16 protein-coding genes and 1 pseudogene are annotated in these 20,819 nt (G+C 60.0%); 5 read left to right on the forward strand and 12 right to left on the reverse strand.

Annotated features, from left to right (window positions below; translation table 11 throughout):
• Positions 1-91: 91 nt before the first annotated feature.
• The 5 genes from F8N21_RS15720 to F8N21_RS15740 are packed head-to-tail and all read right to left on the reverse strand — an operon-like array spanning position 92 to position 5,498.
• The gene (locus tag F8N21_RS15720) at positions 92-1,114 is read right to left on the reverse strand and encodes an AAA family ATPase (RefSeq protein ID WP_150642986.1); all 1,023 of its coding nucleotides are present in this window, start codon (positions 1,112-1,114) and stop codon (positions 92-94) included.
• Entirely contained in the window at positions 1,111-2,274 is a 1,164-nt protein-coding gene (locus F8N21_RS15725; protein ID WP_150642987.1) for a DUF4350 domain-containing protein, read from the reverse strand. The genes F8N21_RS15720 and F8N21_RS15725 overlap by 4 nt, the downstream gene beginning before the upstream one ends.
• Complete coding sequence (locus F8N21_RS15730) at positions 2,271-3,809, reverse strand: DUF4129 domain-containing protein (protein WP_150642988.1); 1,539 nt, start codon at positions 3,807-3,809, stop codon at positions 2,271-2,273. Before F8N21_RS15730 ends, F8N21_RS15725 begins: the two co-directional genes overlap by 4 nt.
• Positions 3,796-4,776, reverse strand: coding sequence for a stage II sporulation protein M (locus F8N21_RS15735; protein WP_150642989.1), 981 nt, complete (start codon positions 4,774-4,776; stop codon positions 3,796-3,798). Before F8N21_RS15735 ends, F8N21_RS15730 begins: the two co-directional genes overlap by 14 nt.
• On the reverse strand, positions 4,773-5,498 hold the full coding sequence (locus tag F8N21_RS15740) for an RDD family protein (protein WP_150642990.1): 726 nt from the start codon (positions 5,496-5,498) through the stop codon (positions 4,773-4,775). Before F8N21_RS15740 ends, F8N21_RS15735 begins: the two co-directional genes overlap by 4 nt.
• A 182-nt stretch (positions 5,499-5,680) precedes the next feature.
• Between F8N21_RS15740 and sbcB the strand changes: the two genes are divergently transcribed.
• Positions 5,681-7,108, forward strand: a complete 1,428-nt coding sequence (sbcB, locus tag F8N21_RS15745; RefSeq protein WP_150642991.1) for an exodeoxyribonuclease I — start codon at positions 5,681-5,683, stop codon at positions 7,106-7,108.
• 76 nt (positions 7,109-7,184) lie between these two features.
• Here sbcB and mvaT read toward each other — a convergent pair whose 3' ends face one another.
• A complete protein-coding gene (mvaT, locus tag F8N21_RS15750; protein WP_150642992.1) occupies positions 7,185-7,562 on the reverse strand; it encodes a histone-like nucleoid-structuring protein MvaT in 378 nt (125 codons plus the stop codon).
• A gap of 351 nt (positions 7,563-7,913) precedes the next feature.
• Between mvaT and purU the strand changes: the two genes are divergently transcribed.
• The gene (purU, locus tag F8N21_RS15760) at positions 7,914-8,762 is read left to right on the forward strand and encodes a formyltetrahydrofolate deformylase (RefSeq protein WP_150642994.1); all 849 of its coding nucleotides are present in this window, start codon (positions 7,914-7,916) and stop codon (positions 8,760-8,762) included.
• 277 nt (positions 8,763-9,039) lie between these two features.
• Here the strand turns inward: purU and F8N21_RS15765 are convergent, their stop codons facing one another.
• The 5 genes and pseudogenes from F8N21_RS15765 to F8N21_RS31500 all read right to left on the reverse strand — a co-directional run.
• Complete coding sequence (locus tag F8N21_RS15765) at positions 9,040-10,035, reverse strand: lysylphosphatidylglycerol synthase transmembrane domain-containing protein (RefSeq protein ID WP_150642995.1); 996 nt, start codon at positions 10,033-10,035, stop codon at positions 9,040-9,042.
• Positions 10,032-10,808, reverse strand: a complete 777-nt coding sequence (locus F8N21_RS15770) for a DUF2334 domain-containing protein (RefSeq protein ID WP_150642996.1) — start codon at positions 10,806-10,808, stop codon at positions 10,032-10,034. The genes F8N21_RS15765 and F8N21_RS15770 overlap by 4 nt, the downstream gene beginning before the upstream one ends.
• Positions 10,801-11,922 carry a glycosyltransferase family 4 protein gene (locus tag F8N21_RS15775; RefSeq protein ID WP_150642997.1) on the reverse strand — a complete coding sequence of 374 codons (1,122 nt, stop codon included), beginning with the start codon at positions 11,920-11,922 and terminating at the stop codon, positions 10,801-10,803. Before F8N21_RS15775 ends, F8N21_RS15770 begins: the two co-directional genes overlap by 8 nt.
• 329 nt (positions 11,923-12,251) lie before the next feature.
• On the reverse strand, positions 12,252-13,016 hold the full coding sequence (locus F8N21_RS31495) for a methyl-accepting chemotaxis protein (protein ID WP_412071648.1): 765 nt from the start codon (positions 13,014-13,016) through the stop codon (positions 12,252-12,254).
• Positions 13,017-13,109: 93 nt separating this feature from the next.
• Positions 13,110-14,141: pseudogene (locus tag F8N21_RS31500) on the reverse strand (cache domain-containing protein); the annotation flags it as partial.
• Positions 14,142-14,335: 194 nt separating this feature from the next.
• Here F8N21_RS31500 and F8N21_RS15785 point away from each other — a divergent pair.
• On the forward strand, positions 14,336-15,823 hold the full coding sequence (locus F8N21_RS15785; protein WP_150643031.1) for a helicase HerA-like domain-containing protein: 1,488 nt from the start codon (positions 14,336-14,338) through the stop codon (positions 15,821-15,823).
• A 158-nt stretch (positions 15,824-15,981) separates the two neighbouring features.
• Here the strand turns inward: F8N21_RS15785 and F8N21_RS15790 are convergent, their stop codons facing one another.
• Complete coding sequence (locus F8N21_RS15790) at positions 15,982-16,437, reverse strand: DUF721 domain-containing protein (RefSeq protein ID WP_150642999.1); 456 nt, start codon at positions 16,435-16,437, stop codon at positions 15,982-15,984.
• Between the two features lie 309 nt (positions 16,438-16,746).
• Between F8N21_RS15790 and secA the strand changes: the two genes are divergently transcribed.
• Both secA and argJ read left to right on the forward strand, forming a co-directional pair.
• Entirely contained in the window at positions 16,747-19,482 is a 2,736-nt protein-coding gene (gene secA, locus F8N21_RS15795) for a preprotein translocase subunit SecA (protein WP_150643000.1), read from the forward strand.
• 117 nt (positions 19,483-19,599) lie between these two features.
• Positions 19,600-20,817 (forward strand): bifunctional glutamate N-acetyltransferase/amino-acid acetyltransferase ArgJ, encoded by a 1,218-nt coding sequence (gene argJ, locus F8N21_RS15800; protein ID WP_150643001.1) that lies wholly within the window; start codon positions 19,600-19,602, stop codon positions 20,815-20,817.
• Positions 20,818-20,819 lie beyond the last annotated feature (2 nt).

The following is a 20,819-nucleotide window of genomic DNA, read 5'->3' on the forward strand; positions in this document are numbered from 1 at the left end:
GTTTTGGGACCGCTTCGCGCTCCAGCGGGGCGATGCGGCGTTCCGACAAGCCCCCTCGCCACAAAGGCGGTGCTCACCGATGTAACGAGGTTCATAGTCGCGGTGCCGGCACTTGATCGAGCAACTGTTTAAGCACTTGATCGACCTCCAACCCTTCGATATCCAGCTCCGGCGCGATCCGCACACGATGGCGCAGCACCGCCAGTGCACACCCTTTAATGTCATCCGGAATCACGAACTCACCACCGCGCAACAATGCCCGGGCCCGTGCGCCGCGTACCAGTGCAATCGAGGCGCGGGGGCCGGCGCCGAGGGTCAGGCCGGGCCAGCTGCGAGTGGTGCGGGCGATCCGCACGGCGTAGTCGAGCACCTGTTCGTCCAGCGGCAGGTCGCTGGCAATGCGTTGCAAGGCCAGCACGTCCTTGGCTTGCAATACGGTGCGCAGTGGTTGCACGTCGAGCATATCGGCCCTGGTCGAACGACTGACCTGACGGACCATGTCCAATTCCTGCTCGGCGTCGGGGTAGTCCATGCGCACTTTGAGCATGAAACGGTCGAGTTCGGCTTCCGGTAGCGGGTAGGTGCCCTCCTGCTCGATTGGGTTTTGCGTGGCGAGCACCATGAATGGCTGGCCGATCGGCAGGGCGCGGCCTTCGAGGGTGACCTGGCGTTCCTGCATCGCTTCAAGCAGCGCTGCCTGGGTTTTTGCCGGGGCGCGGTTGATCTCGTCGGCCAGCAGCAGGTTGGTGAACAGCGGACCTTTACGCAGTTTGAACTGCTCGGTTTGCATGTCGTAGACCGCATGGCCGGTGACATCGCTGGGCATCAGGTCCGGAGTGAACTGGATACGCGCGAATTCACCGCCAAAGCAGCGTGCCAGGGCGCGGACCAACAAGGTCTTGCCCAGCCCCGGCACGCCTTCGAGCAGCACATGGCCGCCAGCGATCAAGGCGGTGAGCACGTCATCGATCACTGCATCCTGGCCGATCACCGCCTTGCGCAGCTCATGGCGCACCGCCTGGGCCAGTTGGCTGGCCCGCTGACGTTGCTGGGCGATATGCACCTGGGTGCTGGCGGGCTCGATCTGGCCCGCATCCGTCGGTTGTTCGCTCATAAGGCATTCCTGAGGGTTTGCAACTGGGCCACCTGACGACTGAAGTCAGCGCTGGAAAGCCGCTGTTTTGGCCGTGGGCTGAGGGCCTGGCTGATGGCACGGGTGGGTTGGCGGGTCAGGCGCGCGAGCACCTGCCATTGTTCGGCAACGCCGAGTTGTTCAAAACCGGGATGGCGGCGTCGGGCGCGGCGCAGGATATCTTGTTGCAACGCCAGTAACAGGCTGCGTTGGCCACTGCGCCGCAGCAGGAAATCGGCGCTGGCGCGCAGGTGTTCCTGGAGTTGCCGGCGGGCCTTGGGCGCTGGCGCTTGCACCGGGCCGCGACGCATGGCGACATGCCAGATTGCCAGGCCGATCAAGGCCGCGCCCGCGACCAGGGCTTGCGGGAAATAACGCAGCAGCAAGGTCAGCAAGTCGTCGTGGTCAATGTTGAAGAGCAGGGTCACACCGGTGTCCGAATGCAGGTACCACAGCAGCCAGGCATTGTCGTAGCGCCCGATGTTCGGGGTTTTCCAGAGCTCGGCATCGGTGACCACGGTGATCGAGCCGAGGCCATGGTTCAGCTGCATCATGTGGGTGGCCAGGGCGCTGTTGGCCCAGGACTGGGCAAGGTTTTTCGGGTCTTCGAGATGAAACTCGGTGTCGAAACTGGCGTAGGCCGGCGCGTCTTCGTCTTCCAGGTAGAGCCTGGTCAGTTCGGGGTAGGAGTCTTTGCCGGCTTTCGACGCCGGCTGTTTAAGCGCTTTGCTCAGGAGCTGGCGCAGTTGCACGCGGTCGAGCAGCAGATCGCCACTGCTGCCGGTGTTCTCATCCCACAACGCTTCGGCGACAAACAGCAAACGCCCGCCAGCCCTGGCCCAGTTCAGCAGCTGATCGGCCTGGCGTGGGCTCATGTTCGACCTTTCGCCCAGCAACAGCAGGCTTTGTTGGTGCGGCTCCAGGGTCGGCAGGATATCCAGGCTGTTGGCGTGGGCGACCTGCAACCCTTGCTTGCGCAGAAAGTGCTCGGCAGCCAGGTACGGATTGGCCTGGGCTTCGGGGGAGGGACCGTGATCGATCACCTCTTGATAGGTCTCGGCGTTCAGGTAGAGCCAGGCGCCGAGTGCTATCAGCAAACCGCTGATGAGCAAACTGACGAGCAACAGCCGGCGACGGTTCATCGTGGCGATCCCGCGTCGAACAGCTCGCGCCAGGTATCGCAGAGTTCCTGTTGCAGATGCGTTGGGGGCAATCGATGACCATAGGCCAGATTCTGCCAGTGCCGGGTGAGGTTTTGGCTGAAGGCTTGCAGGGCCGGTTGTTGCAGCTGCCGGACGCGCTCCAGCACCTGGCCTTCGGTGTCGGCGGCTTTCAACGGGACGTCAAAATCATGCAGCAGACGGCTGAGCAACGCCCGATAAAGCAGACCAAGGGCTTCACGGGGCTGCGTCTGCCAGAGGCGTTCGGCGCTGGCGGCGACATCGTCGGGCAGGGTGTCGAGGCTGATGTCCAGACCGAACAGTTGCGCAGGGGCTGACCGCGGGATCTGGTCGCGCAGCACCGGGCGACGGCTGACAAAGGTCCGCAACCACTCGCGGTAGTGCCAGAGCAGCAAGGTGATGCCAGCGGTTATGCAAGCCCACAGCAGCATCTCTATGACCTTGGCCAGAGAGCCGAAGCTGCGGCTATCGAACATCCCGAACAGCGCTTTCAACCATTGCGGCGTTTGTGGGTCCTTGCTCTGTTCTGACGGGTCTTCGCCGAAGCGATAACGGGTCACGGTTTGCGGATTCTTGAACGGCGGTTTGTCGAGAATGGCGTTGATGCTGTCCCTGGAGGCCTGGCTGGTCAGCGGTTGCTCGAGCAAGCGCGGGCTGTCCGGTGCTTTGGGCAATTCCGCGGCCCAGACCGGCTGCGGCATGGATACCAGTATCAGCCCGGCCAGCACCAGGGTCACGGCAACACTACTCAAGCGTTGGCGCAGGCGCCGGAAGATCAGTTCGATGTCCCAGGCTTCGAGCACCGTGCGCCGGTTGAGGTACAGGCTGAAGCCGCAGGCGACGTAGATGGGTTCCCAGACAATCAGCACTAACACGTAGAAGGCATTGATCAGGTGTTCCAGCCACAGCCAGTCCTGCTCGGCCGCGACGATCAGGGTCTGCCAGCTCCAGTTCAACTCGATCTGTGGTGGCAGGAGCAGATAAAACAGGACCATCAACCCGATCCACCAGGCCACCTCCAGATGCACGCCGATGATCGTCAGCCAGCGTGCCGCGCCGCTGTTGCGTTGTTGCAGGACCAGCAAGCGTTGCTGCCGCGCCTGACCGCTCAGCCCCTCCAGCTGCACCACCGGCATGATGAAACTGCGGCTCAGGCTCAGGCGACGCCAGGTCAGGCTGGCCAGCAGTTGCGGTTTGAGCAGGCGCGGCCACTGGCCCAGCGCCTGCTTCAACGTTGGGGTTTCACCGAACAGGGCTTTGGACAAGATATACAACGGCAAACGATCGAACGCCGGTTTCAGCCACCAGAACAGCAGCAAGGCGAGGTTGGGTGAATCCCAGAGCAGCAGGCTGAGCAGGGCGAAGACTGGCAGACTGATGATCGCCCAGCTGGTCATCAGCAGGCGTCGGTGTTGCTGGCTCAGCAGTACGCCCAGGTCCATGGCTTCCCAGCTGGTGCGCGGGCGGATGACCACGCTGGCATCACTCAGGCGCATGGGGCGTACGTCCGGCAAACAACAGGTAAGCCGCCACCATCAGCCAGAGGACTGCACCCACCAGATATTTGATCAGAGGTGTGGGCTCGGCCATGGACGACCAATAGGCTTCTATAAAGGCAGCAATCACCAGAAACAGCATCACTCCGCAGATCAACTGCACGCTTTTGCGCGCTGCCAGCCGCAAGGCTTCTCCCCGTGGCAGACGGCCCGGCGCGATCAATGCCCAGCCCAGTTGCAGGCCGGCGGCCCCGGCCAGGGCAATGGCGCTGAGCTCGAAGGCGCCATGACCGATGACGAATGACCAGAAGCTTTCCCCGTAGCCGAGGTGCGTCAGGTGACCGGCGATGGCGCCAATCAGCAGGCCATTGAAGAACAGGAAAAACACACTGCCCACGCCAAACAGCAAACCGCTGGCGAAGGTCTGAAAGGCGATGCCGATGTTATGCATGATGTAGTAACCGAACATCACCCAGTCTTCACTGGACGCCCGTTCGGCGGTGCGCCCCAGGTGGTTGGCGGCGGGGTCATACATGCTTTGCAGTTCGGCAAGCTGCTCGCTGGAGACCAGGCTGTAGATCAGCTCCGGGAACAGCAAAACCAGAATGCCAATGCCGAACAGGCTACCGAAAAACAACAGGCCGGCCACCAGTACGAAAGGCCATTGCTCGCGAACCAGTCGTGGGAAGCCGGCAAGGATGAAACTCAGGGTATCGGCGCCCAACTGGCCGCGGTGCCGGTAAAGTTGTTGATGGCCGCGTAACGCAAGCTGTTGCAACGGGTCGATGAGGAAACTGCTGTAACCACGCTCCTGAGCCAGGGCCAGGTGCTGGCAAAGGCGCCGGTAGTCCTTGGGGAAATCGCAGCAGTCAGCGGCTTGCGCCTTGCCACTTTCCAGCTGTTCCAGGCGTCGGGAAAATTGATCCCACTGGGCTTGATGGCGGCTTTCGAACAGGCTTTGCTTCATGTCGGCCCCAGCAAGCCGCGGGCGATGCCGTTGAGTTCGGCGACGGCATGTGGCGCAGAGACCTGCAGCGGCTGGGCGAGGATGGCTGCCAGCTCGTTGACTCGCTCATCGGAGAGATCGCCCTGACGTTCGGCAAAACTCAATACCGCGCGCTGTTCATTCAGGTGGAGGATAAAGGGTGGCCGTAACGGTTGAGCGAGGGGGAGGTGCGGACGGGTTATCGGTTGTTCGCGGTAGATCACCAGGGTGCCGGCCGCCAGGTCGCCGAGACGCTTGAAGGCTGGATGTTGCAGGCAGCTGAGGGCGCCGAGGAAATAACCAAAGGGCAACATGTCGACAAAACGCAACAGGTTACGGGTCAGGGAGGCGCTCCAGCCGATGGGTGTACCGTCCTCATGGATAACCCGCAGCCCCATCAATTGTTTGCCCGGTGAGCGGCCCTGGTTGAGCACTTCGAATAGCACCATGTACCACCAGCTGAGCAGGAACAGCAGGATCGAACCCAGGCCGATGCCCAGCTCTCCCAGAAACCCCACGGCAATAAACAGCAGACCAAGGATAAGCCCACGAATCCCCAGGTCGATGGCGAAGGCCAGCGCTCGGGGCATCAGCCCGGCTGGACGCAGTGGCAGGTCGATGCCTTCTGGCGTCTCGACCTGATACCGGGTGTCCAGTGGCGGGTGCAGCGAGGCGTTGCGTGGCAGTGCTGAAGTCTGGCGCATGGGCAACTTGGTTGATGGCCTGGTTGAGGGTCAATACTCGGCCGATGCTAGCAGTGACCGAGGGATAAACGACATAAGTATGTAACAAACAATGCCGCCGGTAAGGATTGAACGCAGACAGCGCTGGTCGGGCCAGCCTGTGAGCGCCTAGACTTTGCCGGTCTTTAGATCAGGAATAGCCCGTGACCTCCATCTTCTGGTACGACTATGAAACCACCGGCATCAACCCGCGCTGCGACCGTGCGTTGCAAGTGGCAGGGATCCGCACCGATGCCGAGCTCAATGAAATAGGCGAGCCGGTCAATCTCTACTGCCAGCCGAGCGACGATATCCTGCCGCACCCGGTGGCCAGCATGATTACCGGGATTACCCCGAGCCGCCTGACCGAGCAGGGCTTGAGCGAAGCCGAGTTCATGACCCGGGTTCACGCGCAACTGGCGGCCCCCGGTACCTGTGGTGCCGGCTACAACACTCTGCGCTTCGACGACGAAGTGACTCGCTATAGCCTGTACCGGAATTTTTTCGACCCCTATGCGCGCGAGTGGCAGGGCGGTAACAGTCGCTGGGATCTGATCGATGTGGTTCGCACTGCGTATGCGTTGCGCCCGCAAGGCATTGTCTGGCCCGAAGAGGACGGCCGCGTCAGTCTGAAACTCGAACGTTTGACCGCCGCCAATGGCATCGACCATGGCCAGGCCCACGATGCCTTGTCCGATGTGCGGGCGACGATTGCCCTGGCGCGGTTGATTCGCGGCAAACAGCCGAAGTTGTACGACTGGTTGTTCAAGTTGCGCAGCAAGCAAAAGGTCATGGAGCAGATAACACTGTTGCAGCCGATGGTGCATATTTCGGGGAGGTTTTCCGCTGCCCGGCATTATATTGGTGTGGTTCTACCACTGGCCTGGCACCCACGTAACCGCAATGCCTTGATCGTTTGCGATCTGCATCTCGATCCCCAGGGGTTATTGGATCAGAACGCCGAAACCTTGCGTCAGCGGCTGTATGTTCGGCACGAGGATCTGGCGCAGGGTGAGTTGCCCGTGCCGCTCAAGCTGATTCATATCAACCGTTGCCCGGTGGTGGCGCCTTTGTCTGTATTGCGCGCCGAAGATCAGCAGCGCCTGCAATTGGACATGGCTGAGTATCAGGCTAAAGCGCTGCGCCTAACTGACGCACAAGAAGTTTGGCGAGATAAAATCCAGGCGATTTATTCCAGCGAGGACTTTGTCCCCAGCCTGGACCCTGAGCAACAGTTATACGATGGCTTTATAGGTGACCGTGATCGCCGGTTATGCGAGCAAGTCAGGACTGCCGACCCTGCTCAACTGGCGCAAGAGCAATGGCCGTTCGATGATGAGCGCCTGCCGGAATTATTATTCCGCTACCGTGCTCGTAACTTCCCAGGCACCTTGAATGATCAGGAGCAAGAGCGTTGGCGTTTGTTCTGTCAGCAACGGTTGACTGATCCTGAATGCGGCGCGCCCAATACCCTGGATACTTTTAATCAAGCCACGGTGCAAGGCCTGGCCACGGCGACAGCGGGGCAGCGGCAGGTACTCGATGAGTGGAACGATTATGCACAGGCGTTACGCAAACGATTGAGCCTATGAATCAGTGACTGAATATCAGGTATAAAAAAACGCCAGCGAGCTGGCGTTTTTCGATCGTCGCAACGACAGCTGTTGCTTAGCCCAACAGGGTAGCCCAGCCTTCAACCACGTCACCGCCCCACTTGGCTTTCCACTCTTTCAGAGTCTTGTGGTTGCCACCTTTGGTTTCAATGACTTCGCCATTGTGCGGGTTTTTGTATTGTTTAACCTTGCGAGCACGTTTGGTGCCGGTAGTTTTCACGGCGCCACGTGGGGTTTTGCTGGTTTTGGCGTCTGGATCCAGCAGTGCAATGATGTCACGCAGGGATTTGGAGTATTCGCCCATCAGGGTGCGCAGTTTGCCTTCGAATTCCAGCTCGGTTTGCAGTTTGTCGTCTTGGGACAGATTCTTCAAACGGGCTTGCAGCTCTTTGATAGCTTCTTCGGTGGCGCGATATTCGTTGATCAAGGACATGGGGACTACCTTATGTTGGGCACTGGATGACACGGTTACAGTGTCGCAATAATAGTCAGACAGTTTCAGCAAGTAAACATTAAAGCGAACTTTTATTTAATTTAAGTAGCGGGGTTCGCAAGAATTTCGCGGGTCAGTTAAATAAAGTCACGGATTTATAACAGATATTCACATTAGAAGCCTTGCGCAAATTGTGGGAAAGGCCCTCGCGGGCTTTTTTGCATAACCTGAGAAGGCGAGCATCGGTAATCGAGGTCTGAGCAGCCGGGAATCAACGCGTCAGGAATACTGCAGTTTTGCTGCACAATGGCTAGAATGGCCACCTTTGCGAAGTTCTGGAGTTTCCCCCACATGCGCACTTTTCGGCTGGTGATTGCTTGCCCGGACCGCGTCGGTATCGTTGCTAAAGTCAGTAACTTTCTGGCATCCCATAAAGGCTGGATCACCGAGGCGAGCCATCACTCGGACAATCTCAGTGGTTGGTTCTTCATGCGTCACGAGATTCGTGCCGATTCGCTACCCTTTGGGCTTGAGGCTTTTCGCGAGGCGTTTGCGCCGATTGCCGTAGAGTTTTCCATGGACTGGCGCATCACTGATACCGCGCAAAAGAAACGCGTGGTGCTGATGGCCAGCCGTGAGTCCCATTGTCTGGCCGACTTGCTGCACCGTTGGCAGAGCGACGAGCTGGATTGCGAAATTTCCTGCGTGATCTCCAACCATGACGACCTGCGCAGCATGGTCGAGTGGCACGGTATCCCGTATTTCCACGTGCCGGTGAATCCGCAGGATAAAGAGCCGGCTTTTGCCGAAGTCTCGCGCCTGGTCAAGCAGCATGACGCCGAAGTCGTGGTACTTGCCCGTTATATGCAGATCCTGCCGCCCGAGTTGTGCCGGGAATTTGCACATAAGGTGATCAATATTCATCACAGCTTCCTGCCATCGTTCGTCGGTGCCAAGCCGTATCACCAGGCGTCGATGCGCGGCGTGAAGCTGATTGGCGCAACCTGCCACTATGTGACTGAAGAGCTGGATGCCGGCCCGATCATCGAGCAGGACGTGGTGCGCGTCAGCCATAGCGACAGTATTCAAGACATGGTGCGTTTCGGTCGTGACGTCGAGAAGATGGTGCTGGCTCGTGGCCTGCGCTACCACCTGGAAGACCGGGTGCTGGTGCATGGCAACAAGACCGTGGTGTTCTGACGATCTGCCGATAGGCTGGGATCTTTTAGCGATTTGAGTACCGTCGAAGATCAAGATCAAAAGATCGCAGCCTGCGGCAGCTCCTACACGGAATTCGCGTACACCAGCGCCATTGCGGACGTGTAGGAGCTGCCGAGCCCGCGAGGCTGCGATCGAGGAGGAAGTCCTCGCCAATCCTGCGTACGGGGATTGCCTGAAAGAACGCGCAGGCTGATTTTACGACCGCTGCGTCCGAACGCAGCCTCGCAGGCTCGGCAGCTGCTACGAAGGTCGCTCCCTAAGCCTGTTTGAGTTTCATCAACTTGTGCAGCAAAGGTCGTCCGACCATCAGCAGAAACACCGGCCCACCTGCCAGCAGGTAGAAGTAGTAGGTCACGGCCCGCCAGATCAGAATCGCTGCCGCCGCAGTCGACTTACCCACCATGGGGGCCAGCAGCGCTGCCGAGGTGAGTTCCGCCGCGCCTGCGCCGCCGGGCATCAGGCTCAGTTGCCCGGCGCTCAGGGCGAGCATCTGGATCAGAAAGCTCCAGGCCCATTGCAGGTCTGCGCCTAACCCTTGTAGAACCAGGTACAGCACGCTGTAGCGTAAAAGCCAATGCAGGCAAGTCAGGGCGAATACCTGGGCCAGGGTTTGCCACGGCAGCTTGAGCGTGACACTGAAGGCCGCCAGAAACTGCAGCAGCTTGCGCGCCCAGCGTCGGCGGGTCGGCGCTTTGACGTTCAGGCGGTTGAGCACGCGGCCGCAAAAAAGGATCAATGAACGGTGGTAACGCGCCAGAATCAGGCAGCTGCACAGGCCGGCAAACAGTGAGAGGGCACTCAGGACGAGCATCCATTCCATGCGCTGACTGAGGTTCTGGAACACTGCGTAAAACAGAATCCCGATCACCGCACAGAGAAAGAACAGCAGATCACTCAATTGATCCATGGCAAACACCGCGCTGCCATGGGCCGGACGCACGCCATTGCGCGCGAGCAGGGCCATCAGGGTCAGGGGGCCGCCACTGCCACCGGGTGTCGCGCAGTAAGCGAACTCGGCGGACATCACCACCCCGAGGCTTTTCAGGCGCCCGATCCGGCCGCGTTGCTCCCCCAGCAACAGGCGCAGGCGAAATGAGTTGAGCACCCAGCACAGCACAATCATGCCCAACATCGTCAGCAGCAGCACGAGCGGGAAGCGCTGCATGCGCAGCCACATATCGCTGCCGCCCAGCAGCAGCGGTATGAGCACCGCCGTCAATAAGGCGACGACCATCCAGATGGCCCGGCTCATGGGTTGCACCGGCTGAGTCTGGCCTGAGCCACCAGCCAGTTGGCCTTGGTCATCGGCTCACGACCTTCGGCCAGCAAACGCTTGAGCGTCTGCAGCCAGTAATTGCGAGAAACCCCATGGCGCAGGTCCACCGGATGCACGCCGAGGCGAATCACCGGTGCTTGCCGCCAACGCTGTTCGCGTTGCTCGCTGAGTACCCTCGACAGGCCTCGGCGCCAGGCGCTGCGCGAACTCCAGACCAGCCCCGGGGCGTCGACCACTGTAAAGTCCGGCAGGCGGTAGAGATGCTGTGGATCACTGGTATAGGCGAACGGCAACTGACGCAGCGCCTGGCGCGTACCCTGGCTCATCAGCCAGGCCGGGGCGACAAACCCCCGCAGCGGCCAGTGGTAGCGCTGGAACAGTTCGATCCCGGCGTGCAGACGGGCCAGGGCGGCATTTTGCGACAGGCCGTAGAACTCGCCTTCATGGGTGTAGATCCGCCGCATGAACCAATCCCGGAGACTCTGCGGGGGCGGGCTGTCATCGCAATGAAAATAACCGTGCAGGGCCAGTTCATCGCCCCGTGCCAGGCGGCTGCTCAGCAGGCGACGAAAACCTGGATGGGCGTCCAGCGCGTTGTGCTTGTGGAAGTCAGGTACCACCAGCCAGGTCATCGGCACGTTGCCCAGTGCATCGACCGCTTCGACGAACGGCTGATAATCCGCCCAGGTTTGCGGCGTGACATCATGCAACACCAGGATCAGGCTGGGCGTGCTCACAGGCTCAACCATGAGCCAGCAGTGGCGGCTGGCTGCCGAGCACGGCGTGATAGTGTCCCAACAGGCTGTTGACCACTGCATCCCAGGCGTAATGCTGTTCGACATGCTGTCGGGCCCGCTGACCCAGGCTGGCGCTGTCCTGAGCGAACAGGTCGCGCACGGCATCGGCCATGGCCTGCGGGCTGTCCGGAGCACATAGCAGGCCGCAGTCCCGGGTGACGATTTCCTTGAACGCCCCGGCGGCCACGGCAACCACTGGAATGCCGCTGGCCATGGCTTCGAGGATCACCAGGCCGAAGGTTTCCTGATCGCCAGCGTGAATCAGCGCATCGGAACTGGCCATCAACCTCGCGATCTGTGGAGCGGGGTAGAATTCGGCGATCACCGTGACGTTATCCGGCACCACGGCCGGCATCGATGAGCCGACCAGCAGCAGGTGATAGCGCTGGCCGAGGAGTTTCATGCAATTAAGCAGTACCTGCAGGTTCTTTTCCTTGGAACCACGGCCGGCGAAGATCAGCAGGCGGGTGTCTTCGGTAATACCCAGCTCAGCGCGCAAACCCGGGTCGCGGGCGCTCGGGTTGAAGGTTTGCAGGTCCACGCCCAAGGGCTGCACATAAACGTTTTTCACCCCCAGTCCGATGAGTTTGTCCGCCATGACCTGGCTGGGTGCCAATACCCGATCGAAATTGCCATAAAGCTTGCGGATATAGGCTTCGACGTTCGGCGTGCACCAGTTGCCCATGCGGTTGCTCGCCAGCAGGGGCAGGTCGGAGTGGTAAAAGCCGATCACCGGCACATCCAGTTGACGGCGAGCGTCGAGGGCGGCCCAGGCGGTGAGATAAGGGTCACCGACTTCGATCAAGTCGGGTTGCAAGGCGTGCAGGACATTGCGCCAGGGGGCCAGGCGCCAGGGGAAGCGGTAGCCTTTGCCGAATGGCACGGCGGGCGCGGGGACTGTGTAGATGCCGTCCTGCTCGCTCAGATTCGCCCCGGGGATCAGCAAGCTGTGACGGATACCTGGCTGACGTCCCAGGCGACGGTGTTTGGCATCCAGATAAGTGCGCACGCCACCGCTGGCAGGGGCGTAGAACATGGTTATGTCAGCGATATGCACGATGAGCATCCCTCCTATCCGTTGTACTCCATAGGGTTGACCTTTATGAAGGATAGATGTTCGGTTGAGGATTTGCGGGGGAGGTGTCAGGAAGAGGGAGGAGGGGCAGTCAGCTAACGAAAATCCATGGTCTGCCGGGCAATTGTGGCGAGGGGGCTTGCCCCCGCTGGGGCGCGCAGCGGCCCTAAAACCTGCAACCACAGTTTGTCAGGCATACCGCATTCACAGGTTTTGCGGCTGCTGCGCAGCCGAACGGGGGCAAGCCCCCTCGCCACAGGTTTGTGCTCGACGCTAAACCTGTGGGAGCGGGATTGCTCGCGAAGCGGACCGAGAGAGCGCTAGATACGGAAACTGCCCACCAGTTGCTTCAAGCGCGCCGCCTGCTGCTCAAGGTCCGCGCAGGCGCGCAAGGTCGACTGCAGGTTTTCCACGCCTTCCTGGTTGAGGGTGTTGATCTCGGTGATGTCGACGTTGATTGACTCGACCACGGCGGTCTGTTCCTCGGTGGCGGTGGCCACCGACTGGTTCATGCCGTCGATCTCGCCGATGCGCTGGGTCACACTGTTCAGGCGTTCGCCGGCGAGGTTGGCGATTTCCACGCTGTCCTGGCTATGGCGCTGGCTTTCGCTCATGGTGCCGACCGACTCGCGAGCCCCCACCTGCAGCTCTTCGATCATGGTCTGCACCTGTTGCGCCGACTCCTGGGTGCGATGGGCGAGGTTGCGCACTTCATCGGCGACCACCGCAAAACCGCGACCGGCTTCACCGGCCCGCGCCGCTTCGATAGCGGCGTTGAGCGCCAGCAGGTTGGTCTGTTGCGAGATGCTGGTGATGACGTCGAGGATCTGCCCGATATTCACCGTCTTACTGTTCAGCGATTCGATGTTGGTGCTCGAAGCACTCAGCAGGGTGGACAGCTGGTTCATCGCCTTGATGCTTCTGTCGACCACTTGCTGGCCGTCTTCGGCGAGATTTCGCGCGTCGCTGGAGTGCTGCGAGGCGAGGGCGGCGTTCTGGGCGATTTCCTGGGCAGCGGCCCCCAGTTGATTGATCGCCGCGGCGACGCTGCTGGTACGCGAGGCCTGCTGATCGGAATTGAACATCGATGAGTTGGAAGCGCTGACCACCCGCAAGGCCACTTCGTTGACCTGCTGGGTGGCCGAGGACACTTCGCGGATCGAGGTGTGAATCCGCTCGACGAAGCGGTTGAAGGCGGTGCCGAGGATGCCGAACTCGTCCTGGTTCTGGATCGTCAGGCGCCGGGTCAGGTCACCCTCGCCGTCGGCAATGTCCTGCATCGCCCGGGTCATGACATGCAGAGGTTGCAGCAGGATCCGGATCAGCATTCCCAACAGGGCGATGATGATCGCCACGGCAATCACGGTGGCGACGATCGCCGAGGCGCGGAACTCGCTGAGCATCGAGAACGCCTTGTCCTTGTCCACGGACAGGCCGATGTACCAGTTGACCGAAGGCAGGCCCTTGATCGGTGTGAAGGTGACGATGCGGGTCTTGCCGTTGACTTCGACTTCACTGAAGTCGCTGTTGATCCGTGGCGTGTTGCGCGGGTACACGTCGCTGAGGGTTTTCATCACCAGGGCTTTGTCCGGGTGCACCAGGATCTTGCCGTCGCCGCTGACCAGAAAGGCATAGCCCATACCATCGAAGTCCAGAGCGCTGAGGGTCTGGATCAGGGTTTGCAGGCTCAGGTCACCGCCCACCACACCGACGCTTTGCCCGGCTTTTTTCGAGGCGGTGGCGATGGAGATAATCAATTGGCCGGTGGCTGCATCTATATAGGGTTCAGTCAGCGTCGAGCTGCCGCTGTTTTCCGCGCCTTTGTACCAGGGGCGAACTCGCGGGTCGAAACCGTCGGGCATTTTCGCGTCCGGGCGGATGGTGAAGCTGCCACGAGCATCGCCCAGATAAGAAGCCATGAATGTTGAGGTCAGGGCCTTTTGCTCGAGCAGGCTGGCGACGCTGCTTGGGTCTGGATTGATGGCGATGTTCTGGGCAAGGTTTTCGATCAGCAGAATGCGCCCGGCCAGCCAGGTTTGAATATTGCCGGCAGTCACATCGCCCATTTCATGCAGGTCATTGTCCAGGTCCTGGCGAATCGCATTGCGCTGCAGATAATCGTTGTACAACGTGAAGGAGGCGAAGGCGGCAATAACAATCAGGGCAGCGGCAAGCAGGATTTTATGGCTGAAGCGCAGATTTTTGTTCATGGCTCGTGGTGTCCGCTAAGGTCTTAATGTCCAGGGCGTGCTGTTATAAAAGCGCGCAAAATGGGCAAAGGTGAAAAAAAGCTGATATTTCCATCTCTCCTTAGGGAATTATCGGACTTCATTTTCAGTCTTTTCTGGTCTCTCGCTTTGCTATATCGACCATGCAGACCTAAAGATTAACCATGGGTGACAAAATGCCTGACTCATCGCAACTCGTTATCGGCGCTGACCTCGAGGGCCAGCCGATTGCTCAGGCCATGCGCCTGGCAAACCGTCACGGTCTGGTGGCAGGTGCTACCGGGACAGGGAAAACCGTAACCCTGCAACGCCTGGCCGAAGCCTTCAGCGATGCTGGCGTGGCTGTGTTCGCTGCCGATATCAAAGGCGATTTGTGCGGTCTTGGGGCTGCCGGCAACCCTCAAGGCAAAGTGGCCGAACGGATCGCCGGGATGTCCTGGCTCGATCATCAACCCAAGGCCTATCCGGTCACCCTATGGGACATCCAGGGACAGTCCGGCCATCCGCTACGCACCACGCTGAGCGAAATGGGGCCGCTGTTGCTCGGCAGTTTGCTGGAACTGACCGACAGCCAGCAGTCGGCCCTTTACGCCGCATTCAAAGTGGCCGACCGCGAAGGTCTGTTGCTGCTGGATTTGAAAGACCTCAAGGCGCTGCTCAATCACCTCAGGGACACTCCCGAGTTGCTCGGCGACGACGCGGCGCTGATGACCACTGGTTCCAGCCAGGCATTGATGCGACGCCTCGCGACGCTGGAACAGCAGGGCGCCGAAGCCTTGTTCGGCGAACCGGCATTGCAACTGGAAGACATTCTGCAGCCTGCCAGTGACGGTCGCGGGCGGATTCATCTGCTCGACGCCAGTCGCCTGGTGCATGAGGCGCCCAAGGTTTACGCGACCTTCCTGCTGTGGTTGCTGGCTGAGTTGTTCGAGCAACTGCCGGAGCGCGGCGATGCGGAAAAGCCGCTGCTGGCGCTGTTCTTCGATGAAGCGCATTTGTTGTTTGCCGACACGCCCAAGGCGTTGCAGGAGCGTTTGGAGCAGGTCGTACGCTTGATTCGTTCCAAAGGGGTCGGCGTGTATTTCGTCACCCAATCCCCGGGCGACTTGCCGGATGACGTACTGGCTCAGCTGGGCTTGCGCATTCAGCACGGGCTGCGGGCATTCACTGCCAAAGAACAGAAATCCCTGCGAGCGGTGGCCGAAGGCTTTCGGCCGAACCCGGCATTCGATGCGTTGGCGGTGCTGACGGAGCTGGGCATTGGCGAGGCACTGGTCGGCACCTTGCAGGACAAGGGCACACCGGCCATGGTCCAGCGGGTGCTGGTGGCACCGCCACAATCGCGAATCGGGCCATTGACCCCTGCCGAGCGCGCGACCCTGATCGCCAGCTCCCCGTTGGTCGGACGTTATGACAAACCGATCGATCGTGAATCGGCTTATGAAGTGCTGATGAGCCGCAAAGGCCTGGCACCGGAGCCTGAAGCCGCACCGGGCAAACCGGTGGCCGAGGAACCGAGCTTTACTGACAAGGCCGGTGAATTTCTCGGCGCCGCGGCCGGGCAGGCGTTGAAGTCAGCCATGCGCCAGGCAGCCAATCAGCTGGGGCGGCAATTGGTCCGCGGCCTGATGGGTTCATTGTTGGGCGGCAGCAAGCGCCGCTGATGATCGCGGTGTGCTTGACACACCGCGGCGTTCTCATCGCGAGCAAGCTCGCTCCCACATTGGATTTTCGGTGTGCACGCAATTGCTGCCTGACAAACATCTAGTGTGGGAGCGGGCTTGCTCGCGATAGCGGTCTACTGGGCGCCGCAGGAAATAAGTCAGCTGCGCGGCTTGGCGTGACTGGCCAGGCGCTCCAGCGCGGCGCGCAGGTTGGGGTCGGTGATGCCGTCGGCGGTGGCCTGAATGGTCTGCGCGGCGATGGTCGACAGGTCCATGGTGTGGCCGACTGCGCCTTGTTGCACCGTGGGAGGCTGAACCTTGAACAGAATCCGCGTCAGGCTGGAAAATTCGTCAAACATCTGCAATTGGCGCTGCAGACGTTTTTGCTGATAGCGCAGCCGGGTCGCCCAGTGACCGTCGGTGACGATCAGCAGCAAGCTGCCTTCACGCCAGGACGCCACGTGGCAATGTTCCCGGGCGGCAGGCTGCAATTGGCTCTCAAGCAAACGCTGTAAATGGGCCAGACGTTGAGCGTGGCTGAAGATGGCTTTTAAAGGCTTGGCTTCGCGAAGCAACACGGCGGGTGCTTTGGCCGTAAGAGGGCGAAATGCCATGATCAGACACCTGAAGTAACAGAGCCGCCATGGTAGCAGAAAGCACTGGATGCGCTTGCCTGCCCATTGCTTTTCAGGCGGTTGACCCATTAAATCAATGAGTAACTTCTGGTCTGAATGGGTTGAAGTTCAGCAAAAAGCCCTTATTTTAAGAAGGCCCCGTCACAGCGCTGTGCCAGCATCGTGGAATAACGCCACTTTCCTCTCCATCGTTTCCGGGTAGAATGCTCGTTCGCATGCGGCCATGAGGGCTGCACGGGCGACTCACGGGGCCGCCCTCCATCCCTATGTGTGGAAGAACCTGCCGATATGTTTGCGCCTTTGTTAAAGAAACTTTTTGGAAGCAAGAACGAGCGCGAAGTCAAACGCATGCTCAAGACGGTACAGATCGTCAATGCCTTCGAAGAGCAAATGGTGGCTCTTTCGGATGAGCAACTGCGCGCCAAGACCGACGAGTTCAAGGCCCGCATAGCCAAAGGTGAGATCCTCGACAAGCTCCTCCCTGAAGCCTTTGCGGTTGCCCGTGAAGCCGGTAAGCGTGTCATGGGCATGCGCCACTTCGACGTGCAATTGATCGGCGGCATGACCTTGCATGAAGGCATGATCGCCGAAATGCGTACCGGTGAAGGCAAGACCCTGGTGGCGACACTGGCGGTTTACCTGAACGCGCTGTCCGGCAAGGGTGTACACGTTGTAACAGTCAACGACTACCTGGCTCGTCGTGACGCCAACTGGATGCGTCCGCTCTACGAATTCCTCGGCATGACGGTCGGCGTGGTCACGCCATTCCAGCCGCCGGAAGAGAAGCGTACGGCCTATGCTGCCGACATCACCTACGGTACCAACAACGAATACGGTTTCGACTACCTGCGCGACAACATGGCGTTCAGCATGGAAGAAAAATTCCAGCGTGAGCTCAATTTCGCCGTAATCGACGAAGTCGACTCGATCCTGATCGACGAAGCCCGTACCCCGCTGATCATTTCCGGTCAGGCCGAAGACAGCTCCAAGCTCTATATAGAGATCAACAAACTGATCCCGCAGCTTGAACTGCACATTGAAGAAGTAGAAGGCGAAGTCACCAAGGCTGGCCACTACACGGTCGACGAGAAGACCCGTCAGGTCGAGCTGAACGAAGCCGGTCACCAGTTCATCGAAGATATGCTGACCCGCGTTGGCCTGCTGGCTGAAGGCGAGAGCCTGTATTCGGCGCACAACCTCGGTCTGCTGACCCACGTTTATGCCGGTCTGCGCGCTCATAAACTGTTCAATCGCAACGTCGAATATATCGTTCAGGACGGTCAGGTGGTTCTGGTCGACGAACACACCGGTCGTACCATGCCGGGTCGTCGTCTGTCCGAAGGCCTGCACCAGGCCATCGAGGCCAAGGAAGGTCTGAACATCCAGGCCGAAAGCCAGACCCTGGCCTCGACCACCTTCCAGAACTACTTCCGTCTGTACAACAAACTGTCCGGCATGACCGGTACGGCCGACACCGAAGCGTTCGAATTCCACCAGATCTATGGTCTGGCAGTGATGGTCATTCCACCGAACAAACCGCTGGCGCGTAAAGACTACAACGACCTGGTGTTCCTGACCGCCGAAGAGAAATATGCGGCGATCATCACTGACATCAAGGAATGCATGACTCAGGGCCGTCCGGTGCTGGTGGGTACCGCGACCATCGAAACCTCCGAGCACATGTCCGGTCTGCTGCAGAAGGAAGGCATCGAACACAAGGTTCTGAACGCCAAGTTCCACGAAAAAGAAGCCGAGATCATCGCCCAGGCCGGTCGCCCGGGTGCGCTGACCATCGCCACTAACATGGCCGGTCGTGGTACCGATATCCTGTTGGGCGGTAACTGGGAAGTCGAAGTTGCCTCCCTGGAAAACCCGACTCCTGAGCAGATCGCCCAGATCAAGGCCGACTGGCAGAAACGTCATCAGCAAGTGCTCGAATCGGGTGGCTTGCAGGTGATCGCTTCCGAACGTCACGAATCGCGCCGTATCGACAACCAGTTGCGTGGTCGTGCCGGTCGTCAGGGTGACGCCGGTTCCAGCCGTTTCTACCTGTCGCTGGAAGACAGCCTGATGCGCATCTTCGCCTCTGATCGGGTGAAGAACTTCATGAAAGCCCTGGGCATGCAGTCCGGCGAAGCGATCGAGCACCGCATGGTGACCAACGCCATCGAAAAGGCTCAGCGCAAGGTTGAAGGCCGCAACTTCGACATTCGCAAGCAACTGCTCGAGTTCGACGACGTCAACAACGAACAACGTAAAGTGATCTATCACATGCGTAACACGTTGCTCGCCGCGGACAACATCGGTGAAACCATCGCCGACTTCCGTCAGGACGTACTCAACGCCACCGTCAGCGCGCACATTCCTCCACAGTCGCTGCCCGAGCAGTGGGACGTGGCCGGTCTGGAAGCCGCTCTGCTGAGCGACTTCGGAGTGACCCTGCCGATCCAGCAATGGCTCGACGAAGACGATCATCTCTACGAAGAAACCCTTCGCGAGAAGCTGATGACCGAGCTGCTGGCCGCCTACAACGAGAAAGAAGAGCAGGCGAGTGCCGAAGCACTGCGCAGTTTCGAGAAACAAATCGTTCTGCGCGTGCTGGATGACCTGTGGAAAGACCACCTGTCGACCATGGATCACCTGCGTCACGGCATCCATTTGCGCGGCTATGCGCAGAAGAACCCGAAGCAGGAATACAAGCGCGAGTCCTTCACCCTGTTCTCCGAGTTGCTGGATTCGATCAAGCGCGACTCGATTCGAGTGCTGTCTCACGTTCAGGTTCGCCGCGAAGACCCGATCGAAGAGGAAGCCCGCTTGCGTCAGGAAGCCGAAGCACTGGCTCAGCGCATGCAGTTCCAGCACGACGAGGCTCCAGGCCTGGAGCAACCGGAAGTCCTGGGTGAAGAGGTCGATGTGGCCCTCGCCATCGCTCCGGTGCGCAACGAACAGAAGCTGGGTCGCAACGAACTGTGCTACTGCGGTTCGGGCAAGAAATTCAAGCACTGTCACGGGCAAATCAACTAATACCCGTTTCAAACGCTGAAATACCCGCGCCGCGACCGGCCTAGCCGTCGCGGCGTTTTACCATTGAAAACACCGTCCGCTGAGGGCGGCGCAGATATCTTAATTAGGAGCGCATTCATGGCTGTTGGTCTTGGTCCTTTGCCAACGTTGCACCCGGTTGCCGGTTTTGAACTCGGTATCGCCTCGGCTGGCATCAAGCGCCCGGGGCGCAAGGATGTCGTGGTCATGCGCTGTGCCGAAGGCTCCACGGTCGCGGGCGTGTTCACCCTGAACGCGTTCTGCGCAGCTCCGGTGATCCTTGCCAAACAACGTGTGCAGGGTCCGGTGCGTTACCTGCTGACCAATACCGGCAATGCCAACGCCGGTACCGGTGAGCCGGGCCTGGCCGCCGCTGAGCGCACCTGCGCCAAACTGGCCGAGTTGACCGGTGTCGACGCCAGCCTGGTGCTGCCGTACTCCACAGGTGTGATCGGCGAGCCGTTGCCAGTCGAGAAGATCGAAGGCGCCTTGCAGGCCGCCCTCGATGACTTGTCCGTGGACAACTGGGCCGCGGCCGCCAGCGGGATCATGACCACCGATACCCTGCCCAAGGGCGCGAGCCGGCAGTTCCAGCACGACGGCGTGACGATCACCGTTACCGGCATCAGCAAAGGCGCCGGAATGATTCGCCCGAACATGGCGACCATGCTCGGCTACATCGCGACCGACGCCAAGGTTTCCCGCGAGGTGTTGCAGAACCTGCTGCTGGATGGCGCCAACAAGTCGTTCAACCGCATCACCATCGACGGCGACACCTCGACCAACGATTGCTGCATGCTGATCGCCACCGGTCAGGCAGCGCTGCCGCAAATCACCGAAGCCAGCGGCCCATTGTTCACCGCACTGAAGCAGGCGGTGTTCGAAGTCTGCATGGACGTGGCTCAGGCTATCGTCCGTGACGGCGAGGGCGCGACCAAGTTTGTTACCGTTGAAGTCAACGGCGGCGGCAATCACCAGGAATGCCTGGACGTTGGTTACACCGTGGCTCACTCGCCACTGATCAAGACAGCGCTGTTCGCTTCCGACCCGAACTGGGGACGCATTCTCGCCGCCGTCGGCCGTGCCGGTGTGCCGGATCTGGACGTGAGCAAGATCGACGTGTTCCTCGGCGAAGTGTGCATCGCCAGCCGTGGTGCGCGTGCCGCGACCTACACCGAAGCTCAAGGCGCAGCGGTGATGCAGCGGGAAGAAATCACCATTCGCATCGAACTCGGTCGTGGTGATTGCAGTGAAACCATCTGGACCACCGACCTGTCCCACGAATACGTGAAAATCAACGCCGAGTACCGTACGTAATC

It is taken from the genome of Pseudomonas fluorescens (assembly GCF_902497895.1).
In the GTDB taxonomy this organism is placed as follows: Bacteria; Pseudomonadota; Gammaproteobacteria; order Pseudomonadales; family Pseudomonadaceae; genus Aquipseudomonas; species Aquipseudomonas fluorescens_BP.